Source organism: Paenibacillus xylanexedens, assembly GCF_007676705.1.
Taxonomy (GTDB): domain Bacteria; phylum Bacillota; class Bacilli; order Paenibacillales; family Paenibacillaceae; genus Paenibacillus; species Paenibacillus xylanexedens_C.
On the sequence record NZ_VEBF01000002.1, the window covers coordinates 1688711 to 1709697 of the forward strand.

Sequence of the window (20987 nt, forward strand, 5' to 3'; positions counted from 1 at the left end):
AACCCTCTGATCGCTGTTATCCCCAGATTTTTTATATTTGGCTTTACAAGGGGAAATCTGGTGATAAAGGCGAGTGTATGCTTTCGAAGCAGCTTTCTTGCAGAAAGCTTTTAGCTCCACTTCTTCAGGTTATTTCTGTCCTCTACTTTCTCGTGTAAAAGTTAGTTCAATTTATATAGATAGCTTAATATGCATATCTTCATATATTTTAAAACAACAAGAGGTTGATTGAAAGCCATCGTTATGGCTCTCAATCAACCTCTTCATTTTGTAATGCATATGGCTGACAACTTATTCAAAAATTATTTTGAATACGTTACCCGCGACTACGACCCATCGAACGGAAGATCAAGCTTACGATCGCTACAAGAACAATCGCACCAATCAATGCAGGTACAATGTGGAATCCGCCCATCTCAGGACCCATATCTCCCAAGATGACTCCACCTAACCATCCACCGATGAAACCAGCAATGATGTTACCAATAACACCACCCGGAATGTCACGACCAACGATCAGACCTGCCAACCAACCAATGATACCACCGATAATTAATGACCATAACCAACCCATATCATTCACCTCTAATTAAAGTTTTTGTTGTTGTCTGTCTACTATTAACCGCTACAGAAGCATTTAAACAATTGGCATAAAAATTTTTGCATATTCCCGTTTGTCCCTATGCATCCTTCTCTGCAAAACAGGCCTTGGCCCAGTATGGAAACAGATCGCGTCACTTTCCGGCATCTCACCAGCTCAGGGCTGCGTTATGTACCTCCCGAAAGTCATTGTATGTTAGAGCAGACAAGGTTAGTATCACCAATTGAGGTAGGATTATTTATAGTCTCATACTAAAAGTTACTGTACGTCACAGTGGCCATGTTCCGATTACGAAGCGGTCTTACCCATCAATAAAATCCTGCACGTCCCTTACCTGGCTGCGCTAGCCAGGTATGTTTGTGGCTCTTGTCGAATTCGCCACGCATCGACTGAATGACTTTCACAATGTCTGTCTGACCATTCTGATGCCATTCCAGCGCAGCGCTGACATACAACTCACCCAGCTGCGCAAGAGAGAAGGTGTCGGTCAGGCGAGCTGCCTCTACCGTGCCATCTTCACCCGCGAATATGGTGAAGCCTCTTTGCCGCAAATATTGCAGGCGAAGCTCTTCATCTGGCAAAGGGATTTCATAAGCCCGGTCGAACCGTCCAGCACGGTTCATCAGGCCTGGGTCTATTTTCTCCGGATAATTCGTTGTCCCGATCAGGAAAATGCCTTCTTTCGACGTAGCTCCATCCAGTGTATTCAGGAAAAAGGAACGGACTTCATCCGGCATCGAATCGATGTCCTCAATGATCAGTACCATCGGTGCAAGCCGTTTGGCAGCCTCGAACACTTCACGCACCGATTCACTATTGGTATACTCCGTAATCTGCCAATACGCTGCCGGTCCCGGGATACTTCCAGCAATGGATTTCACCAATGTGGTCTTGCCGTTTCCAGGGTGTCCATACAATAGAATTCCCCGTTTGTACGGGATATCATAATCTCGGTAAAAGGAACGATCCGCTTCGAAGAACTGATCCAGCGAGCGGAAAATATCCTGTTTGATCTGGGCCGAGAGAACGACATCTTCTCTTCCCACGGAACGAGTGATGGATTCGACATGTCGATCGCTGCCATTTCGGGCATCGGTATAAACCGTCACTTTTTTCATATTTTGCTGACGTTCCCGTTCACGGACACTTCCAAGAAACTGCTTCATCTCCTCATCACCGACAGCAAAGACAAAGTCTTCACTGTAGATTCCGTTCTCTCGGAAAAATGGAACACGCACAAGCGCAACGCCCCATTTCGGATAGGCAAATACGTTATTACGAATGGAGTAGTGCACACCATAAGTAGGCACATCTCCATCATCGTCGTAATGCAACGTCTGAAGCTCCAGATCCTCGAATATGCGGGCTACCAATTCCACTTCGTCACTACCATTCTGCAAGTCTTCCCGGAGCAACTCCCAATATTCATTGTTCGGGTCAGAACTGGCATAGAGCTTGTATTCAACCCCATAGCGCTGATGGAGCGCCTCACTGATACCACGGATCAGCCTTGAATAGATGGCATACCCTTCCACTCGAATTCGTGTATCATGTTGTTCGTCATAGGTATAGATCGCTTGGGTTGGATCCGTTTGTTTTTCGTTTATTGTCATTATTTCGCTCCCTTGACCGCTACAAGCGGTTTGCATTTGGCTACAACTTCAGCCAGGCCTGCGCCGGTGACACTGTCTATAATTTCATCTACATTTTTATAAGCCTGAGGTGACTCATCAATAATGGATTCAAGCGATCGCTGGTTTACTACAATCTCCTCTTCTGTCCCCACGCCCAGTGCCGAAGCAAAATCTTCCACCGAAACCAGTCGTTTCGTTGCTGTCCGTGAACGGATCCGACCCGCACCGTGACATATTGAATAATAATTATCGGCACCTTGCGGCTGACCCACCATGATATACGAAGCAGTTCCCATGGAACCGGGAATAAGCGCCGGATGTCCTGTTGCCAGATAAGGCTTCGGATTATCCGGGTGCCCTGCTGGCAACGCACGTGTCGCACCTTTCCGATGCACAAAAACGGAACCCTGGTCTGCGTGGGATTCCTCCCAAGCATAGTTGTGCATCAGATCGTACAATGTACGAAATTCACATTTGGAGCCAAACACATCCCGGAAAGCCTCGCGAATAGCATACGCAATCAGATGACGATTGACAACGGCGTAATTCAAAGCAGAATACATCATATTCACATAATGACGACCTTCCGCATGCTCAAGTGGGGCAAAGACCAGTCTCGGATCGGATGTTCCCAGGTTAAGGCGCTTCATGACTTTAGCAATGGCCGACGAACTCGTCTGACTTACATAACCACCCCATGCACGCGAGCCGGAATGAATCATGACCACGACCTGTCCATCGTACAATCCCCAAGCTTCTGCGATTTCGCGATTCTCTTCTGCAATTTCGATCGCCTGGATCTCGGCAAAATGATTTCCCCCACCCAGTGTACCGAGCTGACGATGCGAACGATGCCACGTCATATCAGGGATGTGGTTTAACACATCCTCATCGTAACTGAACTTACTACTCTCCACATGTGTCATTGAGGTTGATTTTTTCGGGGTATAGCTGTCCGGAATATACTTTTTCGGTAACCCATGCAGCCCTTTACGAACAATATGTTCCAGTCTGATATCTGAGTAATGGCCTCGCTGGTTTGCCTCCATCGGTAGTACTTTCTCAATGGCCTTAACGAGTTTGCGGCGAAGTTTGATATCTTTCAATTCGTCTTTGTGCAGGTTCGTCATATGCACTCGCATACCACAGCCAATATCACTGCCTACGATCGAGGGAGATACATATCCACTCTGCGCATCCCACACAGCTGTCGTTCCAATGCAGGTACCTACACCGACATGTACGTCTGGTGTGTAACTCATATAAGAGATTCCCGGAATCTGCAGATTATTGTTCGCCATCTCGAACACCTTGTAATCCAGCGAGGAGAAGAGCTGTTGCGCCGCATATACGGTCAGATCGCCTGCAGGCAATTTCACTTCATGCCGATAGTCACCTGCGAATTCGTTCTGCTTGGTCAATAAATTAAACTCTGTATTCATAAATGTGTTTTATTCCTTCCTGTACGTTCAGCAAATTCGGTTTGCTGATTCCTTGTATAAAATAAACATAAAAAAGCCATAGGCTATTCGCCCATGACTTCTACTGAATGACAATAACGGAGAACAGAGCAGCATGAATATGCTGTGTCTGTCATCCATCGCTATAATATAAGCGAAGAACGCATATCGATTATAAACCTGCTAAACGATATGCCTATCTCCTATGTCGACCGTATGAGGCCAATGAAACGATGAGCCGGATATGCTATTGTGTCTACATTGCGCCCTGTTTGAATCAAATCATAACCAAGCATCATGTCTCTCGGCCTCCCTTCGTTAATGTTAGTCTTATATTAAGGGGACTAGAATTCATGTGTCAACCCTTTTCTTGGAAAATGGACCATGCGCATATTTCATATTCAAACAAAAACAGGAGACTGTCCTAGGACAGTCTCCTGTTTTGCAGCTAATAATGATGTTGTTAGCGTAACATGATTATTACAATCCTGCTTGTTTTTCCAATTCTTCAACCGGATTTTCGTCTTCTTTTTCAGGAGCTTTGGAAGACAGGAACCAACCACATACCGCAATGGTGATCAGTACAATATAGAATCCGAATTTCCAAATTTTATTTTCCGGGAAATGCTCATCCAGAACACCCAACGAAGGGTGTGCAAGTGTTATAACTGCCAGCTTAACCCCTACCCAACCTACGATGACAAAAGCCGCAACTTCAAGCCCTGGACGGGCATGAAGCAATTTCACAAAGTATGTGGCTGCAAAACGCATAATCACAAGCCCGATGAATCCACCGAGGAAGATAACGATAAACTGTCCACCGTCAAGTCCCCCAATTGGAGGCAATCCACTTGGTGGCAACGCCACGGCCAAAGCAACAGCAGCCAGAATGGAATCGACTGCAAACGCGATATCCGCTACTTCGACTTTGAATACAGTCATCCAGAAACCGGATTGTTTTTTCGGTTTCTTCGGAGTCGAATCAGCTGCTTCATCTGTTTTATTTCGACTGCCAAGTATCTTTTTAACGATGTGGTTAATTGAAATATACAGGAGATACAGGGCACCAATCGCTTGTACCTGCCATACATCGACCAGGAAAGAGATCAGGAACAACGAACCTAAACGGAAAACAAATGCACCCATCAGACCATAGAACAACGCTTTTTTGCGCTTATCTTCAGGCAAGTGTTTAACCATAATTGCGAGTACCAATGCATTATCTGCTGCGAGTAATCCTTCAAGGACCACTAAGACAGCCAGCACCCACCCATATTCTAATAATAATGAAACATCCAAAATTGACTCCTCCTTAATATTCTTATGATGTACAAAAAAAAGGACCTTTACCATCGCTGGTAAGATCCTTTTATATCCACAAAAAGAGACCTTTACCGAGCATGAAAACTTGGTAAAGGTCTCGCTAACAACAAAATTGCTGCCAATAAAGCCGGGGATATGATCCCGAATTGACGACTTTACTGTAAAAGCTACTCCCCTTTAACAGGAATATGTAGTTTTAGTTGGAACGGGTTGTTTAACCTGTACTCATCATATTTCATAACGTTAAATAAAGTCAAGCTTTATTTAGTTGACGAGACAACTTACGGAATACAACTACATCGTAGATCATGTTCCCCAGTGGAATGAAGGAAACGAAGAACAGAGCAATTGGACGGCGCAAACGCCATTTCTGTGAAGTGTACAAACTCACCATAAACAACAAGTACATTAAAAACAAAAAACCGTACAAATTTCCAAACCATGTGACAGCCTGCGGCATAATCCCGGCATCTCTCAACGGAAAAGCAACAAACAGAAGCAACACATACGAAATGCCCTGCAACCACAACATCAGCCGGAAGCGCCCCAGCATAGAATGTAACATCATTTTCCTCCTGCTTCTATACATGTAACGAACTCAATAGTTCCCGTACAGTATATCACAAAAGCCGCAGATTTCCGCTCCAATACATGCAGCAGATTATTCCTGCACACTCATATGGGTGATTCACCAGCCTGTTCACAGGAGCCAAATGCTTCAGCTGCTCATAGGATATATGACGAAGATTGTTACAGATGTCGGACAAGGAGGAGCCTGATCATGAAAATAGCTATGGTTGCACCCGAAAAATTGCCTTTGCCCGGTAATGGTTCAGTGGAAATCTGCATTCTGGGCATCGCTCGCGAACTTGCCCATCGCCATCAGGTGACCATCATAAGTCGTCAAATGGCAGGTCTCGCCGTCATGGAGCAGATCGACGGCATCACCATTCAGCGTGTTCCTGCATCGAGTACTGTCGGGTACATCAAAGCAGTAATACGTCTGTTATCCAAACAACCTTACGATGTGATTCAAGTGGATAACAGGCCCCGAAGCATGGCTGCCATTAAACAAGCTTTTCCACACACGCCCGTTGTACTCTATCTCCACTCGTTGACGTTCGCGCAACCCGGACCATCCAGACTCGCATTGATGAAAAAGGCCGATTGGATTGCCGTCAACAGCCAATCCTTGAGACAAAGGCTGGGCCGCAGATTTCCGCTTGTAAAACGCCGGATGAGTGTTGTTCCACTTGGTGCGGATCTGAGTCGCTTCAGGCCTGCTGAGTCCAGTGAAGAACAGCTTCGTCTGCGTACACAATTTGGAATCACTAAACCATTCTCTATTCTATATGTCGGTAGGCTCATCCCCGGCAAAGGCGTAGACATATTAATTCGGGCAACTGCTCTCCTTCAGCAACAGATGCCTGTTCAACTGGTTGTGGCAGGCAAAGGGCCTCCACTCTACGTGCGTAAACTTCGCGAACTTGCCCGAAAACAAAAAATCCACATCTCTTTTCGGGGCCAGATCAACCATGAGCATATCGATCAGTTATACCGGGCAGTCGATTGTCTCGTCTGTCCATCCCAAGAACATGAAGCCTTTGGCTTGGTTAATGTGGAGGCCATGGCTTCGGGATTGCCTGTTATTGCTTCTGATAACGGAGGTATTCGTGAGATTATTGAATCAGGTATCAATGGATACCTTGTGACGTCTTATAAGCGCCCTCAACGTTTTGCCTCTTGCCTGTATAAACTTGCAAGCAGTCCGAATTCTGCCGAAATATTGGGGAAGGCTGGTCGGGATAGCGCAGTAGCACATTTCAGTTGGACCCGAACAGCCATGCATCTGGAAGCCACCTATACCAGGCTCATCCGTGAATGAGCCTCCTTCTGTTTTGATAATCATCTTGACCCCTAATAGAGGCAGATATCATTTAAGAAGATCAAGCTTTTTCACGAGATTGCCATCCGGTAATAAAAGAATCCATCTGCGGAACGGGAATATGGCTCATTTCAATCAACTCCATAATCACCATATCTTTCATCATGAATCGTACTTTGGCACACGTTAGTTGATGAAATACATCATAGAATGCCGCCCCTGTCCAACAGCCATGAGGAACCACAACCGGATCATTAACGATATAACCTACGGCTCCAATGGGGGGAATGACAACCTTAATGGCTTGGTGATCCAAGCGATTATCTGGATCTTTGACGAGGTACACGGTATCCCCCACATGTAAAACCTGTACTCCATGGTAATGGTCCATCCCATACATAGCTGCGAATAATTTGGTACTCATATCACCTGCTCCTTTTCCTGCATTCTCCATGATTAACATTACAAAGATTCATTGTTGTCATAATGCTCCAACCACGCCACGAGTTGCTTCCGTATCTCTCTACGAAACTCAAGAGGTTCAAGTACTTCTGCCTCGGGCCCAAATTGATACAACCATTTCAAAAATTCTCGGCCGCTATTCAGTGTCACTTCAAATAACAATCCCCCATCCGACATATCTGTCATTCGCGGGCGAACAAACATCTCTTCTTCTTTTATGTAGGGGGCCACTTTCTCAGAGAATCTTACTTTGAAATGGATATTTTCATCGCCACGGTCAATGGACCATGTGTTCTTCATGTACTGCGTTATGTTGAAATCACCCTTGTCGAATTCGACATGTGTTCTCTCCACATCCAGAAAACGGCTAATCCGAAACAATCGGACTTTTTGCAGCAAATGACAGTATCCAATCAGATAAAAACGTTGATCCCGCGGAATGAGATAATAAGGATCAATATCCCGGACCGTGATCTCATTTTTGGTCAGCGTATGATATTGAGTACGAATCGTTTGCCGACTTAGGATCGCTTCAATGATGGGAATGAGCAAATTGGGGTCTTTTCCTTCCTCCCGATAAGCCGGCGTACCCATCCGAATAATTCCCGCAATGTTCTCTACAATGTCACTGTTTCTTGATTTTAATTTGGTATGAGCCGACATGACCTTGTCAAAAGCTGAGTCAAATTCAGCAGGTAACTTAGAAGTATCGACTACGGATGGAAGCATGGAGAAGACCATGGCTTCCTGTTCAGTAAAGTCTAACGGATACATCGCAAACTCACCAATAAATCGGTAACCCTTGCCATATCCTTCGTTCATAATAGGGGCGACCCTGTCCAAAATCCGGAGATCACGATATATTGTGCGTACAGTCGTACCGCATTTCATCGCCAACTCCTTGGCCGAAATTCCGGGATTTGCTTGTATAGCTTGAAGTATACGCAGCAGACGAATTAATTTCTCTGTCATGTAGTTTCTCCCCTTCGATATTTTATCGGCAAGGAAAACTAGTTCCTTTAGTACAGAACTAAATCTTTAGTCCCAATATTATTTTCGCAATTTCACGTTTGTATATAGTTCAATTGCACTTTCTCCCTTCTTTTAATATACATTCTCTTACTTGCTTGCGTAAATTATTAACCATAAATCCCTTGTACCTAAGTCTGAAAGCCTATACAAATTTCTAAAATTAATACAAAAAAAGCCTAATCTCTTCAAAGAGACAAGGCTTTTCCTGGGAATTACTGGTTATTGAACTGTATTCAGTTGCTTCATCACATTCGCCATATGCTCACAGAGTTCAGGAATATCTCCCATCTGGTCTTCATTCACACTGCGGTCAAAATATACGTGTGCCGTAACGTTATACGTAATTGGCTGTTCATCAAAGATATACTGGATAGTCTGGCATATCCGCTGCTCAGGCCAGCTTTGTTGCAATATCGAACGAATAGCTGGGCACTGCCTCTCAGGCTCTTTCATAACCATGCCAAACCGGATTTCCAAACGGCAACCTGGATGAGCGCCAGGCGTCTCCAGAATCTCCCCTGCGAGCTCCTCAAGGGAACTGCTTAATATAACTTCCCCTGTTACTTCCAGGCGATCACTGAGACAGAATTGTAATGTGAACTCTCTGGACATCACTGCCATCTCCAGCCGATCTTTACGCCCCGTAATCTGAATACGTTCATCCAGGTTATCCATATCATAGAGATAATTCTCAAACCCGACTTTCAGATTGTCATACACCGTTGGATCAAACATTGAAATAAACCTACTTTCTTACCCTTTAACATGTATTGTAGTACATTCTCATTTTTCATGCGAACGATGTGCCTATTGAACTTTCTTGCCTGGAAAATAAAAAAAGCCCAGTCACTAGGACTGGGCTTTGGTTAAGCATGCGATCTGATGAGATCCCTGAGCTTCGCTTATTCTTCTGTAGCTTTTTCTTCAGCTGCCGGTTCAGCTTCCTCAGCAGAAGCCGTTGGCTCTTCCTCAGCAGCTTGTGGCGGCATGACGGAAGCGATGATGGACTCAGGTGATGTTATGAGTGTCAAACCTTTATCCAGTTTGATATCCGCAGCAGTCAAGCGATCGCCAATATCCAATCCGCTAACATCCACTTCAATGGAAGTTGGCAGATCCGCAGGCAATCCTTCTACTTCCAGCTGTGTCTCCTGTGTCTGGAATACACCGCCAGCTTTCGAGCCGGCCGCTGTACCCTGGAAGTCGATCGATACACTTACGCTGATCGGCTTGTTCTTGGAAATTTGCAAAAAGTCTACGTGCAGCAAACGTCCGTTACGCTCTTGCTGATCCTTGATCAGCACCGGAACCGTTTTACCGCCCTCCACATTCAGGTTGAACATTTCGGAGCGGCCTGTGCGCGCCACTTTCAGCATTTCTTTTTCATCTACATGTATTGAAGCACCTTCAAGTCCCGGGCCGTAAACGACTGCGGGAACTCGTCCGCCTTGTCTTAACAGGCGCAGTGCTGCACCTTTCTTTTCCGTTCTTGGCGTTGCTGTAAGTTGAGCCATTTTTCCGTTGGATTTCATGATTGAACATCCTCCTTCAAGGGATCACTACATTATATTTGTTGGAAAGCGCTGAGGCTTATCTCATAGACCATGATGGTCTTTTTTCCTTTGGCCGAATCGTGGGCCATATCTATATTTACCCCAATGATAGAGGATCTCAAACACACAACAGGACAATTCTTTTTTGGAATCAACCAGCGCTTCATGTAATCAGACCCAAAAAAGCAGTCGGAATCTCTTCCAACTGCTGGTGTATCAAGCGTTAACCGAACGTCTATATGAGATTATAAAAAAAGAAATTATGCGCTGTTACGATCCTCTCTCAGATCGCTTTCGCGAATGACCTGCATCTCATCGGACCCACTGCGAACAATAATGTGCACATCACCGTCTTCAGGTACAATATCCACGTAACGGTCTCCACATGTGTCTTTGGCTTCCCACTCGTTCAATCGAATGATCAATCCCAAGTGATGCAGACCCGGAGCAACACGGAAGCGGGCTTCAGCGGCATTTCCGACTTGTTCCAGCGGGACTGCTCCATCCTCCATGCCAGTGCCCCAGACCCAGACATCCCAGCCTTCATAGTGCTGGTCCTCCCGTTCATATCGAAGCGTGACGGTTCGCGAAACCTGTTTAAGAATGGTTACGACAAGTGTTGCCCGGATTCCTCCAGCTTCAGCAATGATCTGCGTTGCTCCAGGTGATATAGCCCGCACGATCCCCGCTGAACTTACGGCTGCCATTTCCGAATGAGACGAGCTCCAACGTATAGTAGAATCCTGAAGCGGCTGACCGAATTGATCCAGAACCAAAGCACGGAAACGGCTGATTCGAGTCATATACATGACAGGTTCGCCCACAATTTCAATTCGCTCGGCATGACGATGATCCACCTGTAACATACAAGTTGCCGTTATGTCCCCACAGTGGACTGTAATTGAGGTTTCTCCGCGTTCCAGTGCATGGATTGTTCCATCAGGCTGTATCCGAATAATATCCGGCTCAGAAGAAGTCCAGGTAACAGGGGCATTCTCTACGACATTGCCAATGCTGTCCCTTACGATCGCTCGGAGTTGAACGGTCTCTTTCGGACTATATACCTGTCTTGGAAAACTAATCTCCAGGGTGGCCGGATCAGCGCCTCCAGCACGCTCTGTATCGTACAAAACCATCAATGACCACCGTTCTACCCGAACAGTGCCACGAACGGTCTCAATCAGATCCGTACCTGCCTGATGATCATTGACCACGACATGCCAGTCACCTTCCCCCAGGTCCACATGCTGCTGATGTTCGGTTCCGTTATAGATCACCATAATCTGATTCCAGGTGTCCTGATTCGCGCCATCCTGAAGCATAAATACAACTACATTGCCTTCGGCACGAATTATACGAAGGTGATTCCGTACCTGTTCGGCATCTATCATACGAAAGGCGGGATGTGTACGTCGCAGATGGATCAGACCACGATAGTAGTCAAACACCGGTCTGAACCGCGATTTGTTGGCCCATGTGATGGTATTCACCGCATCGCCGCTCCGATAGCTGTTATGATCACCGGCTTTGGATCTAAGCATCTCATCACCTGCATGCAGAAACGGAATGCCTTGGGAGGTGAGCAAAATACCGGACGACAGTAACGAACGACGAACCATCTCATGATCCAGTACATCATCTGCATCTACATACCGATATGGATCTGCTGCTTTTACCGCCGACTCAGCACTTCCGCCTCCCACCGGCTGTCCGTCCTTCCATACGGGAAAACCTAATTCATGTCTGAGATTCATCGTTGTTGCGATTTTATCCCACAGATTCAGATTGTCATGGGCAGTTACATAATTGACGGTTTCCACAGGTGAAGATGTAAAATCATCCAGTGCCCCGGCTAATCCCCTAGAGAGCTCATATTCCTGCCCCCCGGCACCTGTGACAAACCCTTTTCCATCCCCATCACTGTCTCCCTTGATTGCACTGCGAAAATGATCATTAAATACAGCAAATCCCTGACCTCGCTGTGTTCCTTTTAACGTTTTGCGGTCCAATGGCGAATCTCCACCCGTCCAGGGTTCCCCATAGACCAGAAACGCCGGATCGATCTGTTCCCGTAGTTCGCGCGTTAATTCATTCATCGTTTCCGTATCAATCAGGGCCATGAGGTCAAATCGAAATCCGTCCACATGATATTCTTCTGCCCAGTATCGGAGAGAATCGAGAATATATTTTCGCACCATTGGGCGTTCTGTCGCCAATTCATTGCCTACACCAGAACCATTACTGAGGGTGCCATCCTCCCGATAACGGTAATAATACCCTGGTACAATTCGATCAAAAGGTCCTTCTTCCACGCTATACGTATGATTATAGACAACGTCAAGCACAACACGAATGCCTTGTCTGTGCAGTGATAGAACAAGTGATTTGAACTCCCGAATGCGAACCGCAGGATCACGAGGATCAGTCGCATACGAACCCTCGGGAACGTTATAATGCTGGGGATCATACCCCCAGTTGTATGGTACTCTGACATTTGAACCCACATCCGCCGCAGCGAGTTCATTCACTGTCTGATAATCCGCTACAGGCAAAAGATGCACATGAGTAACTCCCAGTTCGGCAAGATGGTCTACCCCAATGCTATTCCCCGCTCTATCGGTGAGTCCAGATGCTGTGAACGCCAAATATTTTCCCTTATACGGAATGTCCGCATGGGGGTCGGAGGAGAAATCACGTACATGCAACTCATATAGGACAGCATCCACCGGACGCAGAAAAGCAGGTTTGACATCCAGGTCCCAATCGACCGGATGGGTCGTTTCAGGATCTATAATGGCCGTTCGTTGCCCATTAGCTGTGACCGCTCTGGCATAAGGGTCAGCAACCACTTCCATTCGCTGTTCATCATGTATAATTCGGTACATATAAAAGTGTCCTGCCCAATCGCCGTTAAGCTCCAGACTCCATATCCCGTCCGCATCGCGCGTCAGAGAATATTCCTGCCCACCTTCGTGATCCTGTACTTTGCCACTATCGTTGTAATGCCCTTCATCTTCAAAAACCAATATATAAACCTGTTGTGCCGTAGGTGCCCACAATTTAAAAGTACTTGCTGCACGAGTATATGTTAAGCCAAGATCGTTGCCTTCGTAACGAAAAGAAGTCCATTCCGGCATCGTTCCCACCGCCTTTATATCCATTGATTTCGTGTTGTCCCGATGTTACGGAGCGGGACGTTGTTTGTCAACCCGGGGTTGTCTGTACTCATCATATCGGTTCGATTCGAATATTCAATTAGCAATCGCTTTCAAAATATAGATATGTAAACAAGCGCCATAGATTGACAGCATTTGTACCTGTCCCGACAAAAAAAGTTTGAAATATATAGGAATAATTGCAGGATGAACGTGGTTTGAACAAAAATCATACTAAATTACGCACTAAACTGGCGGGCATTATATTAAAGGTCCAGCATGACGAAGTCCTCCTGCGACAAAGACACTGCCTTTTCACCTCAACACAAAATCCCCCTTTCCGAACGGAAAGGAGGATTAGTTTTATTTTTTGTGACAATCAGGACTTCGAATACATCACCGTCATGGATAGAGCATTCACAGTTACCTGTCCGTCCTGTATCACACGGATCGCATCAACACCGGCCTGCCCTTCCTCTACGACCACATTCCATGTGCCTGTGGGAACAGAGACGGAACAGTTTTCTTTTCCAGCATTATAGATGACGACAATGCGTTCCCATGAATCGCTGACGGCCGCACCTTCCAATTCATAGGCTAACATACCATTACCTTTTTCAAGAAGACGAATATGCTTCTCGATCTCTTCCCGTGTACGAAGCCGAAAGGCCGGATGCTCTCGCCGAAGACGGATCAGCCCGCAATAATAGTCAAACACCGGCTTGAACCGCTGCTTTTGCCCCCAATGAATGGCATTGACCACGTCTCCACTCTGATGGCTGTTGGCATCCCCATATTTGGTGCGAAGCAGTTCATCTCCGGCTGCAATCAGGGGGACACCCTGGGAGGTGAGAACAATACCATTGGCAAGCAGACAACGCCTAACCGTCTCGTTCTCCAGGATATGATTCGGATCAATCTGTAAGTAAGGCTTAGCCTTCTCTACAGCCTCTTCCACACTTTGGCATCCCCGAATGCTTCCATCCTCGTTATAGGTGAGGAAATTCAGCATATCGTGTAGTCCTTGTGTCCGTGCGACTTTGTCCCACAGGTTGAGATTATCATGTACCGTCACATAATTAATGGTTTCGGATGGACTATTGGTAAAATCATGGATGGCTCCCCGGACGCCTGTCCACAACTCGTCTTCTTTCCCGTCCGCGCCCGTCGCAAAACCCGTGCCCATCCCATCACTGTCTCCCTTAATCACCCCACGGAAATTATCGTTAAACACGGCAAATCCCGCTCCGCGCTGTGCTCCTTTTAGGGTCATATCATCCCCAAGCGGTGAATCCAGTGCACCCCATGGCTCACCATATAGCAATATGGATGGGGATACTTCGACGTGCAACTCCGCTGCAAGCTGCTTCATCGTAGTTGTGTCGATCAGGCCCATCAGGTCAAATCGAAAACCATCCACATGATACTCCTCTGCCCAGTAACGGACCGAGTCGATGATAAACTTACGTACCATGGTACGTTCCGTAGCCACCTCATTGCCTGTACCTGAACCATTGCTATACGTCCCATCGGCATTCTGGCGATAGTAGTACCCGGGTACAATTTTTTCAAACGAGCTGCCCGCCGTATCAAACGTATGATTATATACCACATCCATAATGACACCTATGCCCTTGTTATGGAGAGCAAGTACCATCGATTTGAATTCACGAATTCGTGTCTTCGGTTCATCCGCACGTGAGGCATAGGAACCTTCCGGGACATTGTAATGAAGTGGATCATATCCCCAGTTATAGTTGGAGGCATCAGACGTATCCCCATCCACCCCGGACTCATCCACTGTCGCAAAATCAAATACAGGCAGCAGATGCACATGGGTGATCCCCAGTTCAACCAAATGATCGATTCCCAGCGTGTTGCCCTCTGAATCCCGCAGCCCGGTCTCGGTAAAAGCCAGGTATTTTCCTTTATGCGTGATTCCAGATGATGGGTGTATGGAAAAATCACGTACATGCAGTTCGTACAAAACCGCATCTACAGGACTAGTCAATTCAGGGCGAATATCCTCACTCCACCCATGGGGATGCGTCTGCCCCAGTCTGATGATTACACCCATTTCTCCGTTCATGGTGACTGCTCGTGCGAATGGATCAACAGCAGTCGTTGATTGTCCATCTTCGAAAGTAGGCTTGTACATGTATCGGTAGTTATCTAACTCCCCTTCCAACTCCAGAGCCCAAATGCCTTGTTCTTTCTTGTGCATGGGTAACGCCCTCTGTTTCAATTGATTGGGCTCTTCCTCCGGGCTCCCACCTGTCAAAGGCGGGTACAGGAGTAGTTCCATCTGAACGGCTAACGGTGACCAGACTTTGAAGTGACAGGCATGTAATTCTACTGTGACACCCAGATCTCTTCCTTCGTATGTATCTTCTGAAATGAATAGTTCCTGCTTATCCTCTTCAATCATGTCTGTTGTTCCCCTCTCGTTGAGAAATTAATGAATACAGATGTAACGAGTACTCCTTACCCTTTATACCCGTTCTGTTGACCAACCATAATCCGAATTAAGCAAAAGAAGACAAACGCCATGTGGATTCACATCACGCCTGCCTTCTTTAAGGGTAAAACGATGTCTATCTAATGCGGTACCTGGGATTGGAAATCATTGCGGCTAGATTGATCGGCGTGGTAGAAAACCACATCTCCATCTTGCATCGCCCAACTTCTACCCTGACCATCTACCGGGCTATTATCAAAACCCTCCATCTGCCATTGGTTCATCAACGGGGCATGAATATATTGCAGGTGCGGCGCATCTGTATTGCCGCTGCGCAATGTTTCAATATTGAAGTTAACCACGATATAACCGTCTCTCAGGAATACGGTTGCCTTCTCATCCAACTGGTTTTGTCTGGAAAGCAATTCGAGATCGGTTCCTTTGGACACAGCATATACATCCGCTGGCAAGCTATATTCGCCATACCAGCGCTGAATCGCTGCATTTGCCCGATCTACATTAACACCGGAAGGTATATCTGTTTTTGGACCAATGAGTGTACGGATCTGTGAAGGAAGAATCATCCAGTTATAACGACCTACCCACGTTTTATGATGAGAGGTCTGATCCACGAAACGAACCATATGTTCCGCCAGTGTACCCTGATTGCGTTCCTCCTCAGACAGTTCATAAGTGTACTGATAACGTGCTGTATCACCTAATTCCGTACCGGGTACATTCCTCAATCGTGAGTTCAGGACAACAAAGCGTTTTTCTAAGTCTTGAGCCGATCCGATACGAATGAGTCGTTCCTGTCCTCGGTGGTAGTATAGATCCACTTCTTGCCGGGTGGTGCCATCTTTACTCACAAAAGAGAACATCGGGGTGATTCGGATACCATCCTGTTTCCCAAACATATTACCCTTGGTCTTGAGATCGAACTTGAAATGGTACCCTGTTTTCACCGCTGCATTTCGGAAACCCTGTACCGGATGACTGCCGGGACGTATAGGCAGTACATAGGGTGCCAGATTACCTCGGGGATCTCCGTCTATACTGTTTCCCCCGGTCCAATAGCTCACACCCGTTGGTTCCGGGCTGCCCATCCGCTTGCGGAATACATTCTCCCAGTTGTAGTCTGAAATATCGGTGATGTGAAAATCATACAATCGTCCGATGACCTCCACAGCAACGGTATCTGCTGCGACATGATGGGTCAGATTTGTATTGGCATCCTGTTGTTCCGTAAAATTTACGGGTGCATTCTCTGCAATATTACGGAACTCGATCTGGTAATTCCCTTCATCTACCCATACAGGGAGATAAAAAGGGGTGTCCAACTGATTTACCGGAATATCAACCCATGTCATAGCCGGTATAAACTGACTTCTGGCACCGTTATAGACATCGAATGGGAAACGAACCTGTTTGATCCGAAAATATTTTGCGTAATCACGGTTTCCATAACCAGGGTAACTCGCTACATCCAGATGTTGACCTGAGGTTGGTATCCGCACAAGGAATGGACGCTCTAGAATAAGTGCAGCTCTGGTCGGATCAGGCGTGGTCTTCTGGTTATGCGGCTGATCATCTGACACCCAGGCATAGTTCACAACCGGAGTATGTACTGTCACCGAGTTGATGCCCGGAATGGGGAACTTCTGATCCTGGCCACCGTTAACATTGCCAGGGATCAGTCCATACGTAATCTCACCCGTGGTTGGCTGGTTAGCTTTGTTCATCAATGTGTTCTTGATTGTCAGTCGGTTCTGGTATAGAATATCGTCTCCGATCATGCCAGGCTGCGGGATCGTCCCAGGTCTTGGAGCTGTTTTCTCCACGGGAGCAGGGTCCATAATCGTCGCTCCATTAAAGGTTACCTTGTCATTATTGACGGTATTCTCTCTAACCTCCGCTTCAGCTTTGGATTGAAACAATGATGTTTCATCTGGCGTAGGCGGTTCAACCGAACCACCCGGAACCCCTTCGGTGCCAAGATCAATCTCTCGGCATGGCGCAGGTTTTACATGAGTAGTAACCGCAGGATCCATAGCCGATTGCAAAGTCGGTGGTGTATATGCATTGGGCGTCAAGGTCACGGTGTCACCATAACCACCTAGCGCATAGTTAGATACCTTGGCTTCATTTAACTTGTATACCTCCAGGTTATCGATCTGCCAATAGCTATAAGTCCTTGTTACTTGCATAGTCTTGTCTCCAGGAACATCAAGTTCTCTCGGCTCAGGAGGTGTTCCTGGATCACCCTCACCACTAGAGGGTCTTCCCGGGATCGTCCAGGTTTTATGGTAAACCTTCTTCACATTCACAGTATAAGTTACCGTTCCAGTCATATTAACCCACCGGTGCTGGAACAAATACTCTTTAGCTAAGACATTGGCATAAAGGTCTTCTGAAGTTGGAATGCCGCGAGTGACATCAAACTTCTCAGCTCCTCGATCGTCTGCCTTCAGCACGCCTTGAACAGCTGGGCCCATGACCGCTGCTTCAATAACTGTACCTCTACTAGGCGGGCTGATGGTCACAGGGCATGCGTTCGCAGGGTCTCCACCCGGATCACCACCATTACCGCCTCCTCCATTATCTGTGCAGTCCTTCACTTCCAGCACCTGAGTCCCTTGTTCATCCAACTGCTGGGTTGGATCAAGAAAATGAGCTTTTATAGTCGTGCTACCCACGAGACCTTTGGTCGTGATTTTGCCATCTGCGCCGATCGTGGCCACAGCCGGATTCGAGCTCTGCCACGTCAATTTAGGATGAGCTGTCAGTTTATGAACAGATCGATCAGGTTTGGTTAGAACCGCTTCTGCCTGTAGTGGTGTTGTATTGGCTTTACAAGCGTTCGGCAAATTCACCACGAGTCCTGGCTCAGACGTAACGGTTATGGTGGCTGTATCCGAGATGAGATATGTACCATTGTTCCAGATGGCACGCACAGTGACCGTGCCTGGACTTTCGGCCTTTAACATTCCTGTTTTCAGTTCAATGCTCGCGATCGTCTCGTCAGAGGAAAACCATTTGATCTCCGCTTCTCTTCGCGATACATCGATGCCCTCATTAAAATCTGTTTCGCCATAGTTTTTGGTCTTCACCTTGGCTATCATCTGCTGAGTTTGACCTAGGGTAAGGGTAGAATCCTCTTCGACAGTTATCTCTTTTTCTTCTTCCAAATCACCTTCCCAGATGATGTCCATGGGCGTAAAATAAGAGACATTGTATTTAGGACAACCCGCCGTTGTTTGCCCACCATTTGCGAATGGACTCTTGTCGGTTGGTGTGTGGTACCCTCCAGTAATCGTTCTTATTGCAACAATTGTTGAAGGAAAAGGTGGGGTAGGGTCTCCCACACCAGTATATGAATCTTGATCTGCTCTCCCCTGATAATTAACATCATGGATTCGGACATTAAGGATGCTTGAGACTTCGACTCGTCTTGAATTATAATCAGGCCAGTTTTCTGCAGGCCATCTACTGAAATCTACACTATCCGGAACTTCTGTAGCAGCAGGAAATGGACTGGAGCAACTCCCTGCATTATTCGCATAAGTTGGTCCTCCAGCATGATCAGCTCTAAATTGTCCGCTATCCACTTGGTACCAATAAACCCCTGGCCTCCCTACAGTAGGAGTGGCTAGTATTGTTACCTTCCGAGGGTTTTTCATAGATTTAGGTCCATACTCATCTGTAGCAGCATGAACAACGTTCAGAGGTAGGTATAATACTAACAATAATAAAATTTGTAAAATAAATATACTCACTAAAATAATAGCAGAAAAATATTTAAGCTTTTTCATTACAACTTGCTCACCATCCTGATAAGGCTACTTTTGAATTTTAAATTCTCCTTCTGTATCTGATTTCAAAAAATAAGACCAAGATTTATTCCTTAAAGTCGATGTAGTCCAAAATCTTTTCTGTAATCCTTTTTTTATAAGCTCGCCTGAGTCCATAGGAATTGTCACATTACTTTGTTTCTTAGCCAAGTCTAAATCAAGACGATTGAATTGTATTAACGAATCCGAAAGCCCCTGGTTAAATGTAATTAAATTCGAGGTTTCTAAGTTAGATGTAAATGACACATCTGCAAAAGTTCTATAGGAGCCACTTGCGTACTTATCCGGAAGAAAAAGCTTCGCGTAAATACCCTTCGGCTTATTTTGAGTAGCGTCTACAACGATAAAACGATGAATTTTTAATACACCCGATTTATTACTTAAATTGATATTCCCTTTCGATAAATCAGATATCATGACCGAACCTGAACTATATTTATAATTACTAATCGTCGTTAAATTCGTCCCTGTCGTGCCGACCTCTCTCATCTCATTCAGGTCACTATACTTCCCGGCATCCGTGCCCTCCACGTCCATATAACGTAGCAAAATGGCTGACACTTCTGCACGAGTGGTGGAATCTGCAGGTTTCAATGTGCCATCCTGAAATCCACCGACAATGCCTGTCCCCCGAACGAGAGCAAGATACGGAATCTGCTCGGCACGAATGGTACCCCGGTTCACTTCCGGTGTGGGAAGCAGCGTATTTTTTGTATCATTAAAAGCATCCTGGAAGCTGGTTCCGGACTTGATCAGTCCATTGGCAATCCATTTCATCATCTCGTAACGCGTTAGCTCCGCATTCGGATTGAACCCTTTGGCGTAATCGCTAGTGTTAATGAATCCTTGTCCTACAAGCTGGCTAACCGCCGCTTCAGACCAATGTCCCTTGAGATCAGCAAAGGGATTCTGCCCCTCTACCTTCTCCAGTCCAGTCGCACGGGCAAGTATGGTTGCATATTCCCCACGCGTGATTTTGCCATTGGGACGAAACGTTCCGTCCTGGTAACCGGAGATTAATTTTTTTTCATAAGCTTTGGCAATCGTTGCTTGAGCCCAGTGGCCTTTAATATCCTTGAACTTGCTAAGGGCAGTGTCACTCGTCCCCGATGCAGCACTCGCTGTTGACGTCAAATGTACCGGACCAACAGGTAATATTGTTCCTGCCAATGCAGTTGTCAACAACCCGATGATCCAAGCGTTCCTTTTTTTCTTCTTCTCGTGTCCTTTGATCTGCTTCTTCAATCTACTCACGCTCCTATGTACCTTAGTATGGGGGTGCTTTGCTTGGTCAGCCTACATTACTTCTCTTCATAACAAAAACCTAAATTTGCCATAATAATCAATATTCTACCATGTTGTACTAGGTTATTGGTATTAATTTTCGTCCTTCCCCATTACTTTAAGGCATGCGTCCCTCCTTCCATAGACCCACTTCATTCGCTTAGAACACAAAAAAAGGCCATGAATCCGCAGATTCATAGCCTTATGCTTTAAGGGTGTGGTCTTTCTTATGATATTGGAGAAATAAATCTACTCCTAGAATAAACCATATCATTCCATTTAATCAACC

At 46.2% G+C, this 20987-nt stretch carries 14 protein-coding genes; 1 reads left to right on the plus strand and 13 read right to left on the minus strand.

Annotated features, from left to right (window positions below):
• Positions 1–316: 316 nt before the first annotated feature.
• From FS628_RS17515 to FS628_RS17535, 5 genes are all read right to left on the minus strand, one after another.
• Entirely contained in the window at positions 317–574 is a 258-nt protein-coding gene (locus tag FS628_RS17515) for a GlsB/YeaQ/YmgE family stress response membrane protein (RefSeq protein ID WP_062835823.1), read from the minus strand.
• Between the two features lie 335 nt (positions 575–909).
• Positions 910–2214, minus strand: coding sequence for an AAA family ATPase (locus FS628_RS17520; protein WP_145323885.1), 1305 nt, complete (start codon positions 2212–2214; stop codon positions 910–912).
• Positions 2214–3677, minus strand: a complete 1464-nt coding sequence (locus FS628_RS17525) for an RtcB family protein (RefSeq protein WP_260871073.1) — start codon at positions 3675–3677, stop codon at positions 2214–2216. Before FS628_RS17525 ends, FS628_RS17520 begins: the two co-directional genes overlap by 1 nt.
• Before the next feature lie 498 nt (positions 3678–4175).
• Positions 4176–4994, minus strand: coding sequence for a TerC family protein (locus FS628_RS17530; protein ID WP_145323887.1), 819 nt, complete (start codon positions 4992–4994; stop codon positions 4176–4178).
• Between the two features lie 277 nt (positions 4995–5271).
• A complete protein-coding gene (locus FS628_RS17535; RefSeq protein WP_186327845.1) occupies positions 5272–5583 on the minus strand; it encodes a DUF3817 domain-containing protein in 312 nt (103 codons plus the stop codon).
• 216 nt (positions 5584–5799) lie between these two features.
• Between FS628_RS17535 and FS628_RS17540 the strand changes: the two genes are divergently transcribed.
• The gene (locus FS628_RS17540; RefSeq protein WP_145323891.1) at positions 5800–6903 is read left to right on the plus strand and encodes a glycosyltransferase family 4 protein; all 1104 of its coding nucleotides are present in this window, start codon (positions 5800–5802) and stop codon (positions 6901–6903) included.
• Between the two features lie 61 nt (positions 6904–6964).
• On the opposite strand, the gene FS628_RS17545 is transcribed toward FS628_RS17540, so the two are convergent.
• The 8 genes from FS628_RS17545 to FS628_RS17580 form a co-directional block, all read right to left on the minus strand.
• The gene (locus FS628_RS17545; RefSeq protein WP_186327846.1) at positions 6965–7327 is read right to left on the minus strand and encodes an HIRAN domain-containing protein; all 363 of its coding nucleotides are present in this window, start codon (positions 7325–7327) and stop codon (positions 6965–6967) included.
• Positions 7328–7365: 38 nt separating this feature from the next.
• The gene (locus FS628_RS17550; protein ID WP_145323895.1) at positions 7366–8337 is read right to left on the minus strand and encodes a helix-turn-helix transcriptional regulator; all 972 of its coding nucleotides are present in this window, start codon (positions 8335–8337) and stop codon (positions 7366–7368) included.
• 279 nt (positions 8338–8616) lie between these two features.
• Positions 8617–9132, minus strand: coding sequence for a hypothetical protein (locus FS628_RS17555; protein ID WP_145323897.1), 516 nt, complete (start codon positions 9130–9132; stop codon positions 8617–8619).
• 167 nt (positions 9133–9299) lie between these two features.
• A complete protein-coding gene (locus FS628_RS17560; protein ID WP_076212356.1) occupies positions 9300–9929 on the minus strand; it encodes a 50S ribosomal protein L25 in 630 nt (209 codons plus the stop codon).
• Positions 9930–10210: 281 nt separating this feature from the next.
• Positions 10211–13087 (minus strand): type I pullulanase, encoded by a 2877-nt coding sequence (gene pulA / locus FS628_RS17565; protein WP_145323899.1) that lies wholly within the window; start codon positions 13085–13087, stop codon positions 10211–10213.
• Positions 13088–13484: 397 nt separating this feature from the next.
• The gene (gene pulA / locus FS628_RS17570; protein ID WP_145323901.1) at positions 13485–15533 is read right to left on the minus strand and encodes a type I pullulanase; all 2049 of its coding nucleotides are present in this window, start codon (positions 15531–15533) and stop codon (positions 13485–13487) included.
• Between the two features lie 170 nt (positions 15534–15703).
• The gene (locus tag FS628_RS17575; RefSeq protein ID WP_145323903.1) at positions 15704–19375 is read right to left on the minus strand and encodes a DUF5704 domain-containing protein; all 3672 of its coding nucleotides are present in this window, start codon (positions 19373–19375) and stop codon (positions 15704–15706) included.
• A 27-nt stretch (positions 19376–19402) separates the two neighbouring features.
• A complete protein-coding gene (locus FS628_RS17580; RefSeq protein WP_145323905.1) occupies positions 19403–20659 on the minus strand; it encodes an S-layer homology domain-containing protein in 1257 nt (418 codons plus the stop codon).
• Positions 20660–20987: the final 328 nt, after the last annotated feature.